This is a genomic window from Comamonas sp. Y33R10-2 (assembly GCF_019355935.1).
Lineage (GTDB): Bacteria > Pseudomonadota > Gammaproteobacteria > Burkholderiales > Burkholderiaceae_C > Comamonas.
In genome coordinates, this window is the sequence record NZ_CP079925.1 from 3,725,191 (window position 1) to 3,741,188 (window position 15,998).

The window sequence follows — 15,998 nt, forward strand, 5'->3', positions numbered from 1 at the left end:
TTTTGAATAAATGTTATCGCATTTATAGCGATTAAGTCGATTCAGTTGATTAAAACGGGTTTGTATGACTTGTGCTTTTCATCTTTATCGGAAGCAATGCCGTTTTCTTTTGAGGATTGCTGCTTTTTATTGATGAACTCCTATAAGTTAACAAGAACGGATTTAAGGGTACTTTTTCTCAGTGTTCAATGATGTCTGAAGCTGCTTGAGACAAGTGTGATTGAGTTCTTAGTGCACTTTTTTTCATTTTTTATTTGGGCAGACCCAAGGGCGCTGATTTTCAGACTTGGAAGTGAATGTGTACTTCAGTCGCTTGATTGCTTTGACGTGAAAGTGAAGATCATCAGGTTGTTGATGAAATGGATCATCAAGTTCAGAAATTTAAAAGTAATTTTTGAGAGTTTGCGCTCCCTTCTAAGTTTCTTAGGGCTTGATAGGAAGAGAGATTTCTGTCTCGAATTCTCTCTTTGAGCGTCGAAATCGCCTTCGCCCAGGCCATGGTGGTACTTCATGTGCTACAGATCCTTGTGCTGTTGTGATCGCGGTATCTCTAACTTTGGCAATAGCGATGCTTTGCCAATCGTGCTGAAGATCATTTGAATTGTTGAATATTTGATGAGGGATATTTCTAAAGATGCATGCATCAAGTAATTGTTAATTGTGGTTATTGCTTATATTTAATTGATGTATTTAAAATTCAAACGCTTATAATGATTCCACTTTAATCAACCTAGAAGCGCAAATCATGAGCACTTACAAGGAACTCCTTAAGCAGAGAGAAAACCTAGAGCAGCAAATTAACGAAGCACGTACGCGAGAACTCGCTGACGCTGTGGGCAAGGTTCGTAGCCTGATTGCTGAATATGGTTTGACTGCTGAAGATGTCTTCCCTCCAGCTCGTGCGCGTGCTTCCGCTAATGCGGGTGCTAAGGTGGCCCCCAAGTATCGTGACCCAGCAACGGGTCAAACTTGGACAGGCCGCGGCAAGCCGCCAAAGTGGATTGCAGACCAAGATCGCGAACAGTTCGTGATTTAAGCTGCGTATTGCGCATGATGAAAAAGCCCGCCTTGGCGGGCTTTTTCAATGGTGAGTGCTCTATGTCAGCGCAAATAAAGAAGTTCTCTGTAATTGCACTCTTGAAGCGGCACAATCAGAAATTATGAATAAGCAGGTGTTGATTGCAGGTGGCGGTATCGGTGGTCTTGCGGCGGCTATTGCCGCTGCGCGGGCAGATTGGGATGTTCGTCTGTTTGAGCGGGCCACGGAATTTACCGAAGTCGGAGCGGGTATTCAGCTTGGCCCCAATGTGGTGCGCAGGCTTCAGGCTTGGGGGCTGCAGCGGCCTTTGCAGCAGGTCGTTGCCTCGCCTAATGCCTTGCGCGCCTGCAGTGCGGTGACGGGCAAGGAGCTTGGCCGCTTGCCGCTTGGCCTGGATATGGTGCAGCGCTATGGCGCAAGCTACGCCACGATTCATCGTGCTGACCTGCACGAAATATTGCTGCAGGCCGCTCAGAATTTTTCTGAGGTACACCTCAACCTTAACCAGACGGTCAGCAGCTACACCGAGCAAGATGGTGTGGTCACCATTCGCACCAGTGCCAACAAGCTGATTGAAGGCGATGCTCTGATTGGCGCTGACGGTGTGCGAAGTGCTGTGCGCGCTCAGATGCTGAGCGACGGGCCGCCGCGCGTGACTGGGCATTTGGCGTATCGGGCCATGGTGCATCAGGCCCAGTTGCCCAAGCGGCTGCGCACGAATGAGGTGACGGCCTGGCTTGGCCCAAACCTGCATGCGATTCAATACCCGGTACGCCGTGGTGAGCTGCAAAATCTGGTGGTGATTGTGCAAGGACCTCCACCTGCCGATCTTGAGCACTGGAATCATTTCGTCAATTTGCCAGACTTGCTGCAGCACCTCAATGGCACTTGTAGCTATCTACAAGACTTGGTGCAGCATGTGCCGGACTTGGGCGGCGAATGGCGGCTGTGGCCAGTTGCTGATCGCCAGCCTGTGGCTTCAGCAGATCAGATGGCGCAAGGCTTGGTAGCTTTGCTGGGCGATGCGGCCCACCCTATGCGGCCTTATTTGGCCCAAGGTGCAGGCATGGCGATTGAAGATGCAGCTGAGCTGCAAAACGCTTTTTCTATGCACGATCTGGATGTCAGCTTGCGCTTGCGCCGCTACGCCTTAAATCGCTGGCAGCGTAATGCGCGGGTGCAGGCAAGGTCACAGCGCAACGGCCGCATCTTTCATGCCACAGGGCTGGTGCGCTGGGGCCGTGATCTATCGATGCGCGCCTTGGGTGGGCGGATTATGGACGTGCCCTGGCTTTATGAGGGTGCTCTTTAAATAATAGCTGTGGGTCTATATATCTATTGGACTAGAGACTGTTTTTAATGTATTACGCTTTGCAGCAGAGGCGAAGGTTTGATCACTTTGTAAGCCAGCACGCCCATACCTAGCATTGCGGCCACCATCAGCATAACGGCTTGATAAATGTCAGCGCCTTGTCGCTCGGCAATGCCGGCGACGATGCCTGATAGCCATTGCATCAGCGCGGCACCCAAGAACATAGCCATGGTGAAAAGGGACAGTGCACGCCCCGTGGTGGCGGGTGGATAGGATGAGCGCACATCGGCATACAGCAAGGTTCCGTATCCCGAAAGTGTGCTCATGAGCATCAGCAGAGCCACGCTCCAGATGGGATGGTGAACCAAGGCAATGCCGGCAAAGGTGGCGGCCATAAGCAGCGAAAAGCGTGCAATGCGCTGGCGGCGCAGGGCAGGGCCGGGATCCAAGTGACCGAAAATGGACGGCACAAACAGCGAAATGAGAGAAGCGGCCAGCGCCACATTGCCAGTGGTAATGAGCGAGAACTGGTAGCGATCCATCAACATGGGGCTGAGCCAGAGGCCGCGCACCGTTAAGAACGATGCGTAGCTGACCATGCCCAGCAGCACAATGCCCCAGGTGTGCGGCAGCCGCAGCAGGCTGCCAAAGCCTTGTAGCGCTTGCACAAAACCGGGTTTGGTTTGTGAGTCGCTGAGCAGCTTGGGCTCATGCACCTTGAAAAAAATCAGCAGCCACGACAACACGCTTAACGCGGCCAGCAGCGCAAAGCCAGAGCGCCAGCCCGTGTGCTGGACCAGCCAAGCCATGGGGGTCCCAGTGAACAGCAGCCCCAAGCCGCCTAAGCCCAGGCCAATGCCGGATATATAAGCGAATTTTTCCGCCGGAAAGTGGCGAGCAATAAACACGGTGCAGGCGAGAAACAGTGGAGAGCAGCCAATGCCAATCAGCAACTGCCCCAGCATTAGCCAAGAATAGTTGGGCGCGATGGTCGACAGCACCGCCCCGACGATGGCTAATGGAAAGGTCAGCAGCACCGTGCGGCGCAGGCCATAAATGTCCATGCCAATGCCCATGATCAACTGCGCCACGCCAAAGGACAGTGCAAACAGTCCGGCAAACGAGCCTAAGGACTGGGCGGACAGCCCAAAGTCGCTGCGCAGCCCATCGGCAATGATGGATGCGACAGTGCGAAATGCCTGACTCAGCGCAAAGCCGGTGAGCAGGCACAGCAGCATGGCCCAGACAGCGGCGCTGCTTGCTGGGTGGTCAGGCTGCTGGGCTTGTGAGGCAAGAGCAGCGCTGTGCTCGGAAGGCGTGGAAGGCATAAAAAATCCGGCGATTGCAAGCGGCTATTTTGTGTACAGCCTAAAGAGTTCAGGCTGCCCATGCTGTCACTTAAGAGCAGCAGGGGCAGCCTGATTAGCGATGGCGAAATGAACTGTGGCCAAGTGAATGATGGCCAAGTGTCAAGACAAAGCGGTTTACAGCTCTGTGCGCAAGCTCCAGATTTCGGGGAACAACACCACATCCAGCATCTTTTTGAGATAACTTACGCCGCCCGTGCCGCCCGTGCCGCGCTTAAAGCCGATGACGCGCTCCACCGTGGTCAGGTGGCGAAAGCGCCATAGGCGAAAAGCGTCCTCAATATCGGTCAGCTTCTCGCCTAGCTGGTACAGATCCCAGTATTTGTGCGGGTCGCGGTACACGGTAATCCAGGCCTGTTTCACGCCTTCGCAGGCCTCGTAGGGCTGGGTCCAGTCGCGCTGCAGCTTGTTGGCGGGCACTTCAATGCCTTCGCGGGCCAGCAGTTGCAGTGACACGTCATACAAAGAGGGCGACTCGTAAGCCGCTTGTACTTGTGCAAGCAAATCGCTGCGATGCTCATGGGGCTTGAGCATGGCAGCATTTTTGTTGCCCAGTGAAAATTCGATGCTGCGGTATTGATAGCTTTGAAACCCGCTGGAGTTGGCAAGGTAGGGGCGCATGGCCGTGTACTCGGGCGGCGTCATGGTGGAGAGCACGCTCCACGCGTTGACCAACTGCTCCATGATGCGAGAGACGCGGGCCAGCATCTTGAAGGCCTCGGGCCGGGTGTCGCTGGTAGCGTTGGCGATGGCGGCTGTGGCAGCGCGTACCTCGTGGAGCATCAGCTTCATCCACAGCTCGCTGGTCTGGTGTTGGATGATGAACAGCATCTCGTCATGTGCGGGCGACAGCGGGTGCTGGGCTGTGAGAATCTGGTCCAGATGCAGATAGTCGCCGTAGCTCATGTCGCGGCTGAAGTCGAGCTGGGCTTTCTCGTCGCGCACAATGGATTCGCCGCCATGCATGGGGCAGCCAGAGGATTCGGTTGTCATGGTGTCATTTTTATCAATAGATCAATGTTCGGCAGCGTAACCGAATCCAGATACATAAAGGCTGCAAGAACGTGGATGCAGAGTGCAAAAGCTTTGCGTAAAGTTCTCTCTGTTATTGATCTAAAGCCCTGCGCTGATTCAAACCATGCCTAGCCCGACACCTTCTCAGCCTGCTATCGGTCTTCAAATAGATGAGCGCATCACGCAATGCTGTCGCTTGCTTGAAGCTGAGGAGCCCATGCCTGCACTGGAGGTGTTGGCGCAGCGCTTGGGTCTGAGTTCTTGGCAGCTGCATCGCAGCTTTAAGCGGGTGACGGGGCTGACGCCCAAGGCCTATGCGAAGGCGCATCGCGGCAAGCAGCTGCGCGCGGCGATGACGACTGAGTCCAGCCAGTCAGTGACAGATGCTGCTTACCTCAGCGGCTATGAAGCTAGCAGCAGCTTTTACAAAGATGCACCCGCCATGTTGGGCATGGCGCCGCAGTCTTATCGCCAGCGTGGGCAAAACCAGCGCATTCGCTTTGCGCTGGCCGAATGTTCGCTGGGCAGCTTGCTGGTAGCTAGCACCGAGCGGGGCGTTTGCTGCGTTTTGCTGGGGGACGATCCGCAAGCGCTGGTTGAAGATTTACAGCAGCGCTTTGCCGCCGCGCAACTGATAGGCGCTGATGCGCAGTATGAGCAAACCGTGGCTCAGGTCGTGGCGCTGATGGAGCAGCCACGACTGGGCTTGACCTTACCGCTGGATATTCAAGGTACGGCATTCCAGCAGCGCGTGTGGTTGGCGCTGCAAAGCATTCCTGCCGGGCAAACGATTAGCTATTCACAGTTGGCGCAGCAGCTGGGTTTGCCGCAAGCGGCGCGCGCCGTGGCCAGTGCGGTGGCAGCAAATCCGATTGCCGTAGCCGTGCCCTGCCACCGCGTGGTGCGCAGTGACGGCAGCATTAGCGGATACCGCTGGGGTGTGGAGCGCAAGCGTGCTTTATTGCTACGCGAGGCTCAACAGAGTAATGGCATTGGCAGCTAAAAATGATAGCAGCTAGCCTTCGTAGTTCATTGGTTTTGAGTCGTTATTGATCGAATATCTATGAATTAAAAGGACAAGCTGCTATTAAAAAGAAAGCAGCTTTCGCATTACTCTCGACTTTGCTCTTCCATAAAAAAGCCAGATGCACGGTTGCGCATCTGGCTTTGTAAGGCTCCAACTGAAGAGTCAGCTGCTGTAACTTCTCGCCTTAAGGTTTGGTGGTGGCGCTGTTTGTTGGGGGCTGAGATTGTGCACGCAGTCCCGTAACTTGCACCTCAAGGCGGCGGTCAGGTTGCAGGCACTGGATGAGTGCGGGGCTCACTTTGCGTCCCTTGCCGTCCTTGCAGTCAGTGGTGACGGGCTCGGTCTCGCCTTTGCCAATGGCTTCAATCGGTGCAGCGATAGAGTTTTCTTGCAGATAGCGCTTCACGGTCTGAGCACGTTGCTCTGACAGTCGTTGGTTGTAGGCATGGCTGCCCAAACGGTCGGTATGGCCTATGACGACGATGCTATCGACTTTGGAGAAGTCGCCTTGAATCTGGCGAATCAGCGTATCCAAAGCGCGTTTGCCGTCATGCGTCATCTGGTTCAGTCGTGAGCCATCAAACTGAAAAAGTGCATCGGCGGCCAGCCTGATCGTCAGGCGCTCGGGTTGCGGCGCAACTGGGGTTGTGGCGACCAGCGGTTTGCTTTCGATGAGAACGGGCTCAGGGTCGCACCAGCGGTGGCGCACGTCATGCAAGTTGCTGCAACCGGTTAGCAACGTAATGAATGCTACCGCGCTAAAACTGGCAAGTCGCAGTGACTTGCCGGTGCGAATGGGCGTGTGTGTTGAATGCATGTGGAACTCCTTAAATTACCAGCCGTGGCGCACGCCAATGCGGGCGTTGTAGCCTTCACGCTGCATGCCGCCAAAGGCTCCTTGGTCGCTGCCCAAAGAACGTTGGTAGCGCAGGTCCGCATACATATAGGTGGCTTTGCTAAAGGCCCACTGGGCACCTACGCCCACTTCGCCCCAGGTTTTGCCGTAGTTTTCTCGCACGGTGTCGCGTCCCACCTGCACAGACGGGTTGTTGCCTGCCAGATCGTGCAGCAGATTGGCCGTCAGGTAGAAAGTCTTGGTGCGCAGCTTATCGGCATAGCGGTCATTCCAGGCCAGACGCCCGCCGATACGGGCGCGCAGACCATCGGTATCCATGCCACTGACCTGGCGCACACCATCCTGAATGTCGTTCAAACGTACGGTTTGATAGCTCAGTTGTGCCTGCGGCTCAATTAACCAGCGGGTGTCACCAATTTGCCAGGGGCGACCCACTTCCGCCGAGAGACCCAGTCCCCAGCCGTTCTGGCCGACTTTATAGCCATCGCGTGATGAGTACTTGTTGTGAATCCACGAAAGCTGGCCGACCAGATCCACATAGGTGCCGTTATCGGCATACCAGGTGGAGTAGCCGCCGAGTGAAAGCATGTCTGTGCTGGACTTGCCGGTGTACTTGTCGGCAGAGATCAGCCCGTTGACCGCACGCCCGTTGTCGTAGAAGTCGTGGTTACCCCAGCCATAGGTGACCATCACACCATTGTGGCGGCGAGACTGGTCTTGTTCATTTTTAGAGACATTGACGTCACCGCCGAATTGCACAAAGCCTGTTGTGCTCTTCAAACCATAGCGTGCGTCACCCTGCAGTTTCAGATAGTCGGCATTCATGCGGCCCCACATGGGGTAAATCTTTTTGTTGGCCTTCTTGGCGGCGTCGTACTGGTCGCAGCGGGTGCCGCAGTCATCCCAAGCCCATGTCTGCTGTTCGCTGACGCGTTCATGCAATTTGCCCATCTGGCTGAATCCCATCTCCAGATTCGCCTGCTGCGTCTGCAGATAGCCGGGGACTGGCTGGCTGATGATTTGCACGGGAGGCGGCGCTGGCGTAGGTGCCGGTGCGGGTGCCGGAGCAGGGGGGGGCACAGGTGCAGGAGAAGGTGCAGGAGAAGGTGCTGGAGAAGGTGCTGGAGAAGGTACTGGAGAAGGTGCTGGAGAAGGTGCCGGAGTCGGAGCAGGAGGAGGCGGTGGAGGAGGAGGGGGTGGCGGTGGCGCCGCTTCCAAGGTCCAGTAGTAATTGTTGCCTTGCTTGATCAACTGGGCTTCACCCGCGTTAATGGTGGGCGCAGTGCCGGTAAAGACGGTGTCCGTATGGGTGCGATCCACTTCAATCACTGCGACGTTAGAGATTTTCTTTTGCTGATCGCGCGTCACGTCGCCGAGCAGGCCGCCGGGGACCGAGACCGCGGTAGCTCCTGAAGCGTCACCGTTGATCTTCAAAACATCGGTGGTCAGGTTGTTGGGATTGTTCCAAGTGCCATCCACCAGCAACTTGGAGCCAGTGAGACCGTGGTAGTTGCCATTGAGCGTGAGGACGTCGCCGGCTTTTCCATCAGCAAGATTGATGGTGCCAGTTGAAGAGTTGAGGTTCGTGGCGTTGACGATGAAGTTGGCAGTGCCTAAGCCGTTAAAGGCATTCAGGAATGAGCCCGAATTGATATTCAGATTGTCCAGCGTGGAGGTTTGAGGAGCTGCGCCAGACTGCATGGCCACCAGATTCCAGACGGACTGATTGTTGAGGTCCACATTGATGGTGGAATTGGCATAGGTCTTGTTGGTCAGACCGGCCATGGTGCTGGTGTTGTCCAGCGTCAACTGTACGGATGACGGTGTGCTGACGTTGAGGGCGTTGACGATATCCAGCAAATAGCCATTGGCAGGTGCGGCCAGGTCGGACTTGCGGTCAAAAAGAAGCTTGACGTTTTGCTGCCCTCCATCAAGGACCAGCAGCGGCGCCGTGGCGGAAACGGTGCGCAGTTTGGCCTGGCCCAGTGCAACGGAAATGTTTTGCGAGTCGGTACTGGTCGTGTAGTCCAACTTGCCAATGGCGATGGCGCTGCTGTTGGCCAGTACATCGGCAGAGCTGCCGGCATAGTTGGCGTTCAGGGCCGAGTCGCTGACGGCCAGCTTGATGGCATCCCCCACCGCTTTGGAGGCATCGATTTGCATGAAGCCATGGGACTCCATATAGCCTTTGCCAGTACCCACGGCGCGGCTCTTGCCGAGTTTGATGGCGCTGCTGTCAAACCCTGTTACGGTCTTGCCGGCATTGTCCAGAACAATTTTGCTGTCGCCTTTCAGAATGACTTGAGAAGCAGCCTCGATGGTTTTGGTGTCGAGGTCCACAGCGGCGCCCGAGACATAAATACCCTCGATACGGGGGCCGCTCAGATTCATGTCCAAGGTGCCGTTGACCACAATCTTGCCTGAGCTGCCATTGCCAGCATTACCGGCGGCACCTTGAATGGCACGCAGACCCGAGTTCAGAGCGGGAATAGATTTCAGCGGGGACGATTGTTTCAGCGTCAGATTGTTGACATTGATGGTCGAGAAAGTGCCATTGTTGTTAGGAATATTTTCACCAGAATTGACGGTGGAGCCTGCCAGCAGACCGTAGATTTCGGAAGCATTGCGATTTGCGTTCATGGTCCCATCGATGGAGATATTGCCCGCATTGATGGTGGTCTTGGTGTCTGCTCCGATCCCGCTGCTGTTGCCGTTAGAGACATATTTCAGCGTGCCGTTTTGTAGGTTGATCTGCAAACCTGAGGTGTACTGGTTGGCAATACCTGCGAAGCCGCCGGAGACCGTGGCATTGACATTGAAGTCCTGCGTGATGGTCAACGGGATATTGTTACGGCTGATGATGAAAAAGCCTGCCGCGGGGGCGAGCTGAATCACACCACTTTGCAATTTGGTGTTGGTGCTGGGGTCGATGGTGTCGCATTGTGGTGACGCGCTTCTGGTGGGCAGATAAGACCCATCTGCCGCGTTTTGACACAGCACAGCCGCGAAGGAAGGCGAAGCGCACAGAAAGGCGATGGCAATGCCCGCTGCAGAGCGCTGGTTTCTCGTCTTCTTGCCGCAGGAGCGACTGGTTTCCGCAACGGCTACCCAGCTGCCGCTGGCTGCATTCCAGAGACTTTTATAGATTCTGTTCATTGCACTGCTCCTGCTGCCGCTGCCGTGTATGGGGTGTGGTGATGCTCAAAATGCGAGCCGGAAAACGCCTTGGAAAGTGGTGCGTCAGCAGGCTTGTGGTGAAGAAAGCGCACGCTTTGGTTTTTAAAGACGTGGTCTCTGAGGATTCTTCGAGATAGGTGCACTTCCCCTGTGGGGAAGAAGGAGCTCAGCAGCCACAGCTGCTTTCCGGCCTGCTCTTGAGCGCAGGTTTCCAGGTAGTGGGCGTATTCGTGCTGACGCTGTGCGTAATCGGCCGCTTCTTGCTCGGAGAAGTAAGCCCAGTTCACATACCCGATGGGGGCCCCATTCTTGATGAACAGGCAAAAGTTGCGATGCCGAATGATGGGCAGGAGGTTAGCCAGCGCAGACTCCACCGAGCCTTGGCGGTAATAGTCCTGTTGACTCCACAGAAACACCATGGCGCCAAGCACTTCCGCTTCGCTCCAGCTTTCACTGGCATCGAACTTTGGGACGATGACGCGTATTTCGTTTATTTTCATCAACAAGCCTCCTTTGATAGCTTTTGTTGATCTTAATAATTTAGATTGATTTGTATATATCGATAGTTTTTTTGATTAGGTGTGTTTGCAGTTGTTTGCATTACCCGTCTGAGATCAGTGCGACTAGCAGGGCCGGTGGTACCCATAAAAAAGGCCGCTCCCCAGAGGAGCGGCCTTGTCAATAAGTGGCATAAATCGGCTTGAAGACTGCGAAATGCAGGGTGTTGCACTCTCGCTACTTGCGTTTTTGAAATTCAGATGCTGGTGTAAGTGCTCTGATGACTAGCGAGAGTTGCGGTGTCCTACGGGCGTCGGTAAAGGGTTGCCAACGCCTGCGTAAAACAACGTACAGCGCAGCGAAACGCTTTAGCATCGCCCTGTAAAAAAGCCAGATGCGGCATGAGCGCGCATCTGGCGAAAGACAAAATAGAGTAATTAGGGGATGCAGTGCAAGAGTTGCACCAAACGGCGATCCCTTATCCCCTAACCTTTATGTGTTAAGGCTTGGCGGTCGTCTTGTTTACGCCCAAGACTTCCACTTCCACACGCCGGTCGGGTTGCAGGCATTGAATCAAGGCAGGGCTTGATTTAAAGCCCTTGCATTGGGTGCTGAGAGGCTCATTTTTGCCCACACCCCGTGCTTCGATGGGGGCGGTAATGCCTTGGCTTTGCAGGTAATGCTTAACGGTTTGGGCACGCTGCTCAGACAGGCGCTGGTTGTACTGCGCTGCACCCAAGCGGTCGGTATGCCCCACCACCAGCAACTGATCGACGCGGATGTAGTCCTTGTGCAACTGGGCCGCCAGCGCATTGAGCGCCTCTTTGCCTGAGGGCTTCATATCGCTCAAGCGAGCGCCTGAAAATTGGAACAGTGCATCTGCTTCAAGCCGAATTTTGTAGCGCGCGGCCGTGGGTGGGATGACCGGCTCAGGCACCGCAGCGGGCTCTGCGATGGGCTGCAGCCCAACGGGAACGTCAACGGTCTCCGGGTCGCACCAGCGGTTGGGCACATCATGCAAATTTGCGCAGCCCGAAAGAACGGCGCTCAGGCCCAGCCAGACGACGAGATGGCTCGCAGCAGTCAATGACTGCTTGGTCGTGGATGACGTCGATGAAGTAGAGGATGGTGTCATGTTGATACCCATTGCTTACCAAGAGTGGCGCACGCCAATGCGGCCGTTGTAGCCTTCACGCGAGGCACTGCTGAAGTCGCTACCTAAGGCGCCGTTGTTGCTTCCAAGGGAGCGTTGGTAGCGAAGGTCCATATACAGGTACGAGGCTTTGCTCAGGGCCCATTGCGTGCCCACACCCAGCTCTGCCCATGTTTTGCCGTACTGCTCCTGCACAGTCTCTCTGCCCACGTTCACTGAAGGCTCGTTGCCCCATAAATCGCGCAGCACATTGGCGGTGAGGTAGAAGGTTTTTGTGCGCAGCTGGTCTTTGTAGCGGTCGTTCCAGGCCAAACGTGCGCCAATGCGTGCACGTAAGGCATCGGCGTTCATGCTGCTGACTTGGCGCACACCGTCATGAATGTCGCCTAAGCGAACCGTTTGGTAGCTGAGCTGCGCTTGGGGTTCAATCAGCCATTGGCTGCTACCAATTTGCCAAGGCCGGCCGACTTCTGCAGACAAACCCAAGCCCCAGCCACTTTGATTGACTTTGTAGCCATCACGCGAGGCATATTTGTTATGAATCCACGACAGCTGCCCTACCAAATCGACATAGGTGCCGTTGTTGGCATACCAAGTGGAGTAGCCGCCCAGCGACAGCATGTCGGTATTGGATTTGCCGGTGTATTGGTCGCTGGAAATTAAGCCGTTCGTTGCCCGCTTGCTGTCGTAGAAGTCGTGGTTACCCCAGCCGTAGGTCACGATCACGCCATTGTGGCGGCGCGATTGATCGTCTTGGTTTTTGGCGACATTCAGATCCCCGCCAAACTGAACAAAGCCGGTGGTGCTTTTAAGGCCGTAGCGGTTATTGCCTTGCAGCTTGAGGTAGTCCGCATTCAGGCGGCCCCACATGGGGTAAATCTTTTTGTGGGCTTTCTTGGCTGCATCGTACTGATCGCAGCGGGTGCCACAATCGTCCCAGGCCCATGTTTGCTGCTCGCTGACACGCTCATGGAGCTTGCCCAACTGGCTAAAGCCCATCTCCATATTGGCCTGCTGTGTCTGCAAATAACCGGGCACTGGTTGGCTGATGATGGCCGAAGGCGGCGCTGTGGGCGCGGGAGGTGTAGGTGGTGCAGGTGGAGCAGGCGGAACCGGCGTTGGCGTCGGTGTAGGGGAGGGCGATGGCGGCGGCGGGGGAGTGGCCTCCAGCGTCCAGTAGTAGTTGTTGCCTTGCTTGATCAGTTGCGCTTCACCTGCGTTGGTGGTGGGGGCAGCGCCGGTGAAGACGTTGTCTGCATGCGCGCGATCGACTTGCACCACCGGATTGCTGGATATTTTTTGCTGCTGATCGCGCGTGACATCTCCAAATATGCCGCCGGCTACTGCGACAGTGGTGGCGCCCGAGGCGTTGCCGTTAATTTTCAGCAGATCGGTCTGTAAGTCGTTGGGGTTAGTCCACGTGGCCACGGTCACGAGTTTGGAGCCCGGCAAACCCACATAGTTACCGTGAAGCGTTAAGACATCCAGCGGTTTACCGGCGGTATCGCGCAGATCGATCGTGCCTGCATTGCTCAACTGGTCGGCATAGACATTAACTTGATTGACGCCTGTTTTGGAGAGCGTCGCGGCCGGGCCGATTTGCAAGCTGCTCAGGGCGGCGGTAGCCGTTTGGCCTAAATCACCCGTCAGGTTCAGGCGGGCCTGATCCAGAACTTTGATGTCAGACCAGTTGATGATTTGCGCATTGTTGGCGGAACCTGTTGCTGGGGTTTGGCCGTTGAGCATTATGGTGCCGCCCACCTTCAGTACGTCAGTGCCTTGGCTGCTATCGGCATTAATGCCGCCGTCCATCACGAAGACATTGCTTAAATCGCTGTTGCCCAGAAAACTCAGCGTGTCATTGCCTTGGCCGAGACGAAAATTGCCTTTGTACGTCACATCGGTGAACGTCAAAGTATCCGTTCCATCGCCGGGGGTGGTGGTGCGCGATCGGGTTTCAATATTGCCCATCAGCGTGCCACCGGTTTGGGCAAAGTTCAGAGATTTGTATTCATCAGCGTCAATCAGTTGAAAGAGCGCCGCTTCATTGAAATCGCTGGCGCTGGAGGCAATGCTTCCTGTTTGCCCCGTCATATCCAATGTTCCGTTTTTGGCAGCGCGCAGATAAAACACCGATGCGGCATGACCTGAGTTGCCCATGTCGATGTTGCCCGTGTTTTGCGCTTGAATGTTGATCTGGCGGCTGCTTGTGACATCTGCGCCAGAGGCATCTTGCTGAATGGCCGAGGCGACTACGGCGATGGCGGGGCCTTGGAAGCCGTTGGGGTTGGTGCTGCCAATGCTGCCGGAGTTACTGGCGGTAAGCTTCACATTTTGAGCAGACGGCAAGTCAAAGACCGGGGCCACAATGCCGCCCAGATCATTGGTATCCATAGACTGGGTTTTGGTGATATTGGAGGCACGAATCGTTGCATCGTTGATCTTTGCTACTTCGCCTTGCTGGGCCACATAAATGGTCGATCCGCCGCCGGTCAAAATGCTGCCGCTGTTGTTGACAGTGGCTGGGTCGTTGATGGTGTAGGCCGCAATACCTGCATTCGCCGCGGAATTTTGCGTATTTGCCTCACCCATTGGGACAAAAATATTCTGGTAATAGCCAGCGGTAGTGCTCAGCGCCTGAGTCATATCGCCGGCGACTTGAATCGTGCCGGCGTTGGAAATCACAAGGCCGGGCTTGATGCGTGACTGAAAACTCATGTCCGCAGGGTTGCTGGAAGCAGCATCCAGTGCTCCACCGGGGCGAGCTTCCTGCTCCCCCTGATTGCTGATGGAAAACCAAGGGTAGGTAGTAGCGGTTAGACGGTAATCGTAAGGAACGTTTTTAGGGGGCTGGAATTGATAGTTCTCTTGCACCTGCGATGAGTTGTAGTTTGTTAGATCTGAAACCGCCAAGGTATTGGCTGCCGTGGTGGTGCTGACAAGCTGTTTGCTTAGACCTGTCGTGGTATTCATCAGGCGGCTGCTGCCGTTGGTTGTGCCTACGGCTGCAGCCAAAATGCCGGTCGTGACGCCCTTGGCATTGCTCAGGTCAATTTTGGATTGCGCTGTCACATCAATATTTACATCGGCACCACCGATGGCGAAAACGCCTGTGCCATGGGTCACGTTAATGCCTAGGCTGATCTGGCTGGGTGTGTTCAGGCTAGCGTTGCGGCGCCCCATCTCAAGCATGACGATGGATGTGTTATCGCTCTTGCCCGGGTTCAGCATTTCAATGCCAATAGCATTGATGATGGCTGGCGCAACCGGGCTAGTAGTCAATGAAAAACCTGTGACCGGATCAACCGGTTTGGTGTCTATAGTGGTGATTTGCCCGCTGAAATCGACGTAGTTGTACTCGGTAGGCGTTCCCAGCGTGCCAGAGGTTTGTTGTGCCGTAGTAACCTGATTGCTGCCGTTGCGGTATTGGCCACGCACATTGGCGGTGAATGCTGGGGCGCGATTGCTTTCTTGCAGAACCAGAGTGCTGTCTACCGTAGCGTGCAGCAGCTTGTTGGCGACGGCCACGATAGGGCGGCTGCCTAATGTATTGACTTTGACGCCGCCTTTGAACGTGACATATTCGTTGGCATTCAGCTGCAGCATATTGGTGGCAGAGCCTGCAGCTCCATCGTATGCAGTGATGCCAGTGCTGCCACCGTTGTTGTGAAGGGTGCCCGAGGTTACCGCTTTATTGGCTCCTCCTCTTTGGACGTAAGGGTCGCCGCTTACGCCAAGGTTGCGGTAGTCGGTGGCGTTGGCGTAGAACAAGGTGGTCAGGGCATCGCCTTGACTGGGGCCATTACAAAAAGAAGGGTGGTCGCAGATTAGAGAGGAAAAGGAGCTATATACGGTGGTGTATTGTCCACCTACAACCAAAATTGGTGCGTTACTTTGGCCAGCCAAACTCATCTTGGTTGGTGCAACCCATGATGTTTTGATACCGTCTGTTGAGGTACCTCCAATAGAGAGGCTATTGATGCCGCTGAGCAGTATTCCAGTAGTGTCGCCAGCTTGAGTCTTGAGGTCGAGGTTGACGAGGCGGGTAGAGCCGAAGAGGGCGGAGTATGGGGAGTTGTCGCTGAATTGATAGCGATAAAGGCCATCTTGATTGAGTGCTGAATGTTCAAACGACAAGCCTGTTTTAACCATGCGCCAGTTGGACGTAGTGGCATCCCAAGTCGAGGTTAGCCAGCCGTAACCATTAGAGGGCAACAGGTAGCGAGCAACGTCAATATGGTAAGAACGGCCTAGTTGATATGCATTTAATAAAACCTCTGATGACACCAAGGGCGTATTGGTGTTGCCGGGAGTGTTGATCTCAACGAAGTTGCTTGAGGCTCTGGGGCTGAGCACCACGGCCTGTGCAGAACTCAGTAGAAGGCCCACGGCAGCAGCGGTGACTACATTTTTGGTTTTACCGCGTGCACGCCCTGTTTCAGGGGTGGCCACCCATGATTGGAGTGCGGTGTTCCATATGCTTTTGAAGACTAAATTCACAAGCCATCCCCCCAAATCAAAAACTATGAGGTGATGGTCCGCAAATTAAATCGTT

The 15,998-nt window shown here is 55.0% G+C and carries 10 protein-coding genes; 3 read left to right on the top strand and 7 right to left on the bottom strand.

Annotated elements, in window-relative coordinates:
* The first annotated feature begins 745 nt into the window (after nucleotides 1–745).
* Nucleotides 746–1,036 carry an H-NS family nucleoid-associated regulatory protein gene (locus tag KUF54_RS16840; RefSeq protein WP_219343962.1) on the top strand — a complete coding sequence of 97 codons (291 nt, stop codon included), beginning with the start codon at nucleotides 746–748 and terminating at the stop codon, nucleotides 1,034–1,036.
* A 124-nt stretch (nucleotides 1,037–1,160) separates the two neighbouring features.
* Nucleotides 1,161–2,351 (top strand): FAD-dependent monooxygenase, encoded by a 1,191-nt coding sequence (locus KUF54_RS16845; RefSeq protein ID WP_219343964.1) that lies wholly within the window; start codon nucleotides 1,161–1,163, stop codon nucleotides 2,349–2,351.
* A 44-nt stretch (nucleotides 2,352–2,395) separates the two neighbouring features.
* On the opposite strand, the gene KUF54_RS16850 is transcribed toward KUF54_RS16845, so the two are convergent.
* Both KUF54_RS16850 and kynA read right to left on the bottom strand, forming a co-directional pair.
* On the bottom strand, nucleotides 2,396–3,679 hold the full coding sequence (locus KUF54_RS16850) for a nitrate/nitrite transporter (RefSeq protein WP_219343966.1): 1,284 nt from the start codon (nucleotides 3,677–3,679) through the stop codon (nucleotides 2,396–2,398).
* A 156-nt stretch (nucleotides 3,680–3,835) separates the two neighbouring features.
* Nucleotides 3,836–4,711, bottom strand: coding sequence for a tryptophan 2,3-dioxygenase (kynA, locus tag KUF54_RS16855; RefSeq protein ID WP_219343968.1), 876 nt, complete (start codon nucleotides 4,709–4,711; stop codon nucleotides 3,836–3,838).
* Nucleotides 4,712–4,856: 145 nt separating this feature from the next.
* Between kynA and ada the strand changes: the two genes are divergently transcribed.
* Complete coding sequence (gene ada / locus KUF54_RS16860) at nucleotides 4,857–5,735, top strand: bifunctional DNA-binding transcriptional regulator/O6-methylguanine-DNA methyltransferase Ada (RefSeq protein ID WP_219343970.1); 879 nt, start codon at nucleotides 4,857–4,859, stop codon at nucleotides 5,733–5,735.
* A gap of 208 nt (nucleotides 5,736–5,943) precedes the next feature.
* Here the strand turns inward: ada and KUF54_RS16865 are convergent, their stop codons facing one another.
* The 5 genes from KUF54_RS16865 to KUF54_RS16885 all read right to left on the bottom strand — a co-directional run bounded on the left by KUF54_RS16865 (nucleotide 5,944) and on the right by KUF54_RS16885 (nucleotide 15,943).
* Complete coding sequence (locus KUF54_RS16865) at nucleotides 5,944–6,576, bottom strand: OmpA family protein (RefSeq protein ID WP_219343972.1); 633 nt, start codon at nucleotides 6,574–6,576, stop codon at nucleotides 5,944–5,946.
* A gap of 15 nt (nucleotides 6,577–6,591) precedes the next feature.
* Complete coding sequence (locus tag KUF54_RS16870; protein WP_219343974.1) at nucleotides 6,592–9,771, bottom strand: autotransporter outer membrane beta-barrel domain-containing protein; 3,180 nt, start codon at nucleotides 9,769–9,771, stop codon at nucleotides 6,592–6,594.
* Nucleotides 9,768–10,292 (bottom strand): toxin-activating lysine-acyltransferase, encoded by a 525-nt coding sequence (locus tag KUF54_RS16875; protein ID WP_219343976.1) that lies wholly within the window; start codon nucleotides 10,290–10,292, stop codon nucleotides 9,768–9,770. The genes KUF54_RS16870 and KUF54_RS16875 overlap by 4 nt, the downstream gene beginning before the upstream one ends.
* 497 nt (nucleotides 10,293–10,789) lie before the next feature.
* Nucleotides 10,790–11,425 (bottom strand): OmpA family protein, encoded by a 636-nt coding sequence (locus KUF54_RS16880; protein WP_219343978.1) that lies wholly within the window; start codon nucleotides 11,423–11,425, stop codon nucleotides 10,790–10,792.
* Between the two features lie 15 nt (nucleotides 11,426–11,440).
* Complete coding sequence (locus tag KUF54_RS16885; protein ID WP_255576185.1) at nucleotides 11,441–15,943, bottom strand: autotransporter outer membrane beta-barrel domain-containing protein; 4,503 nt, start codon at nucleotides 15,941–15,943, stop codon at nucleotides 11,441–11,443.
* Nucleotides 15,944–15,998 lie beyond the last annotated feature (55 nt).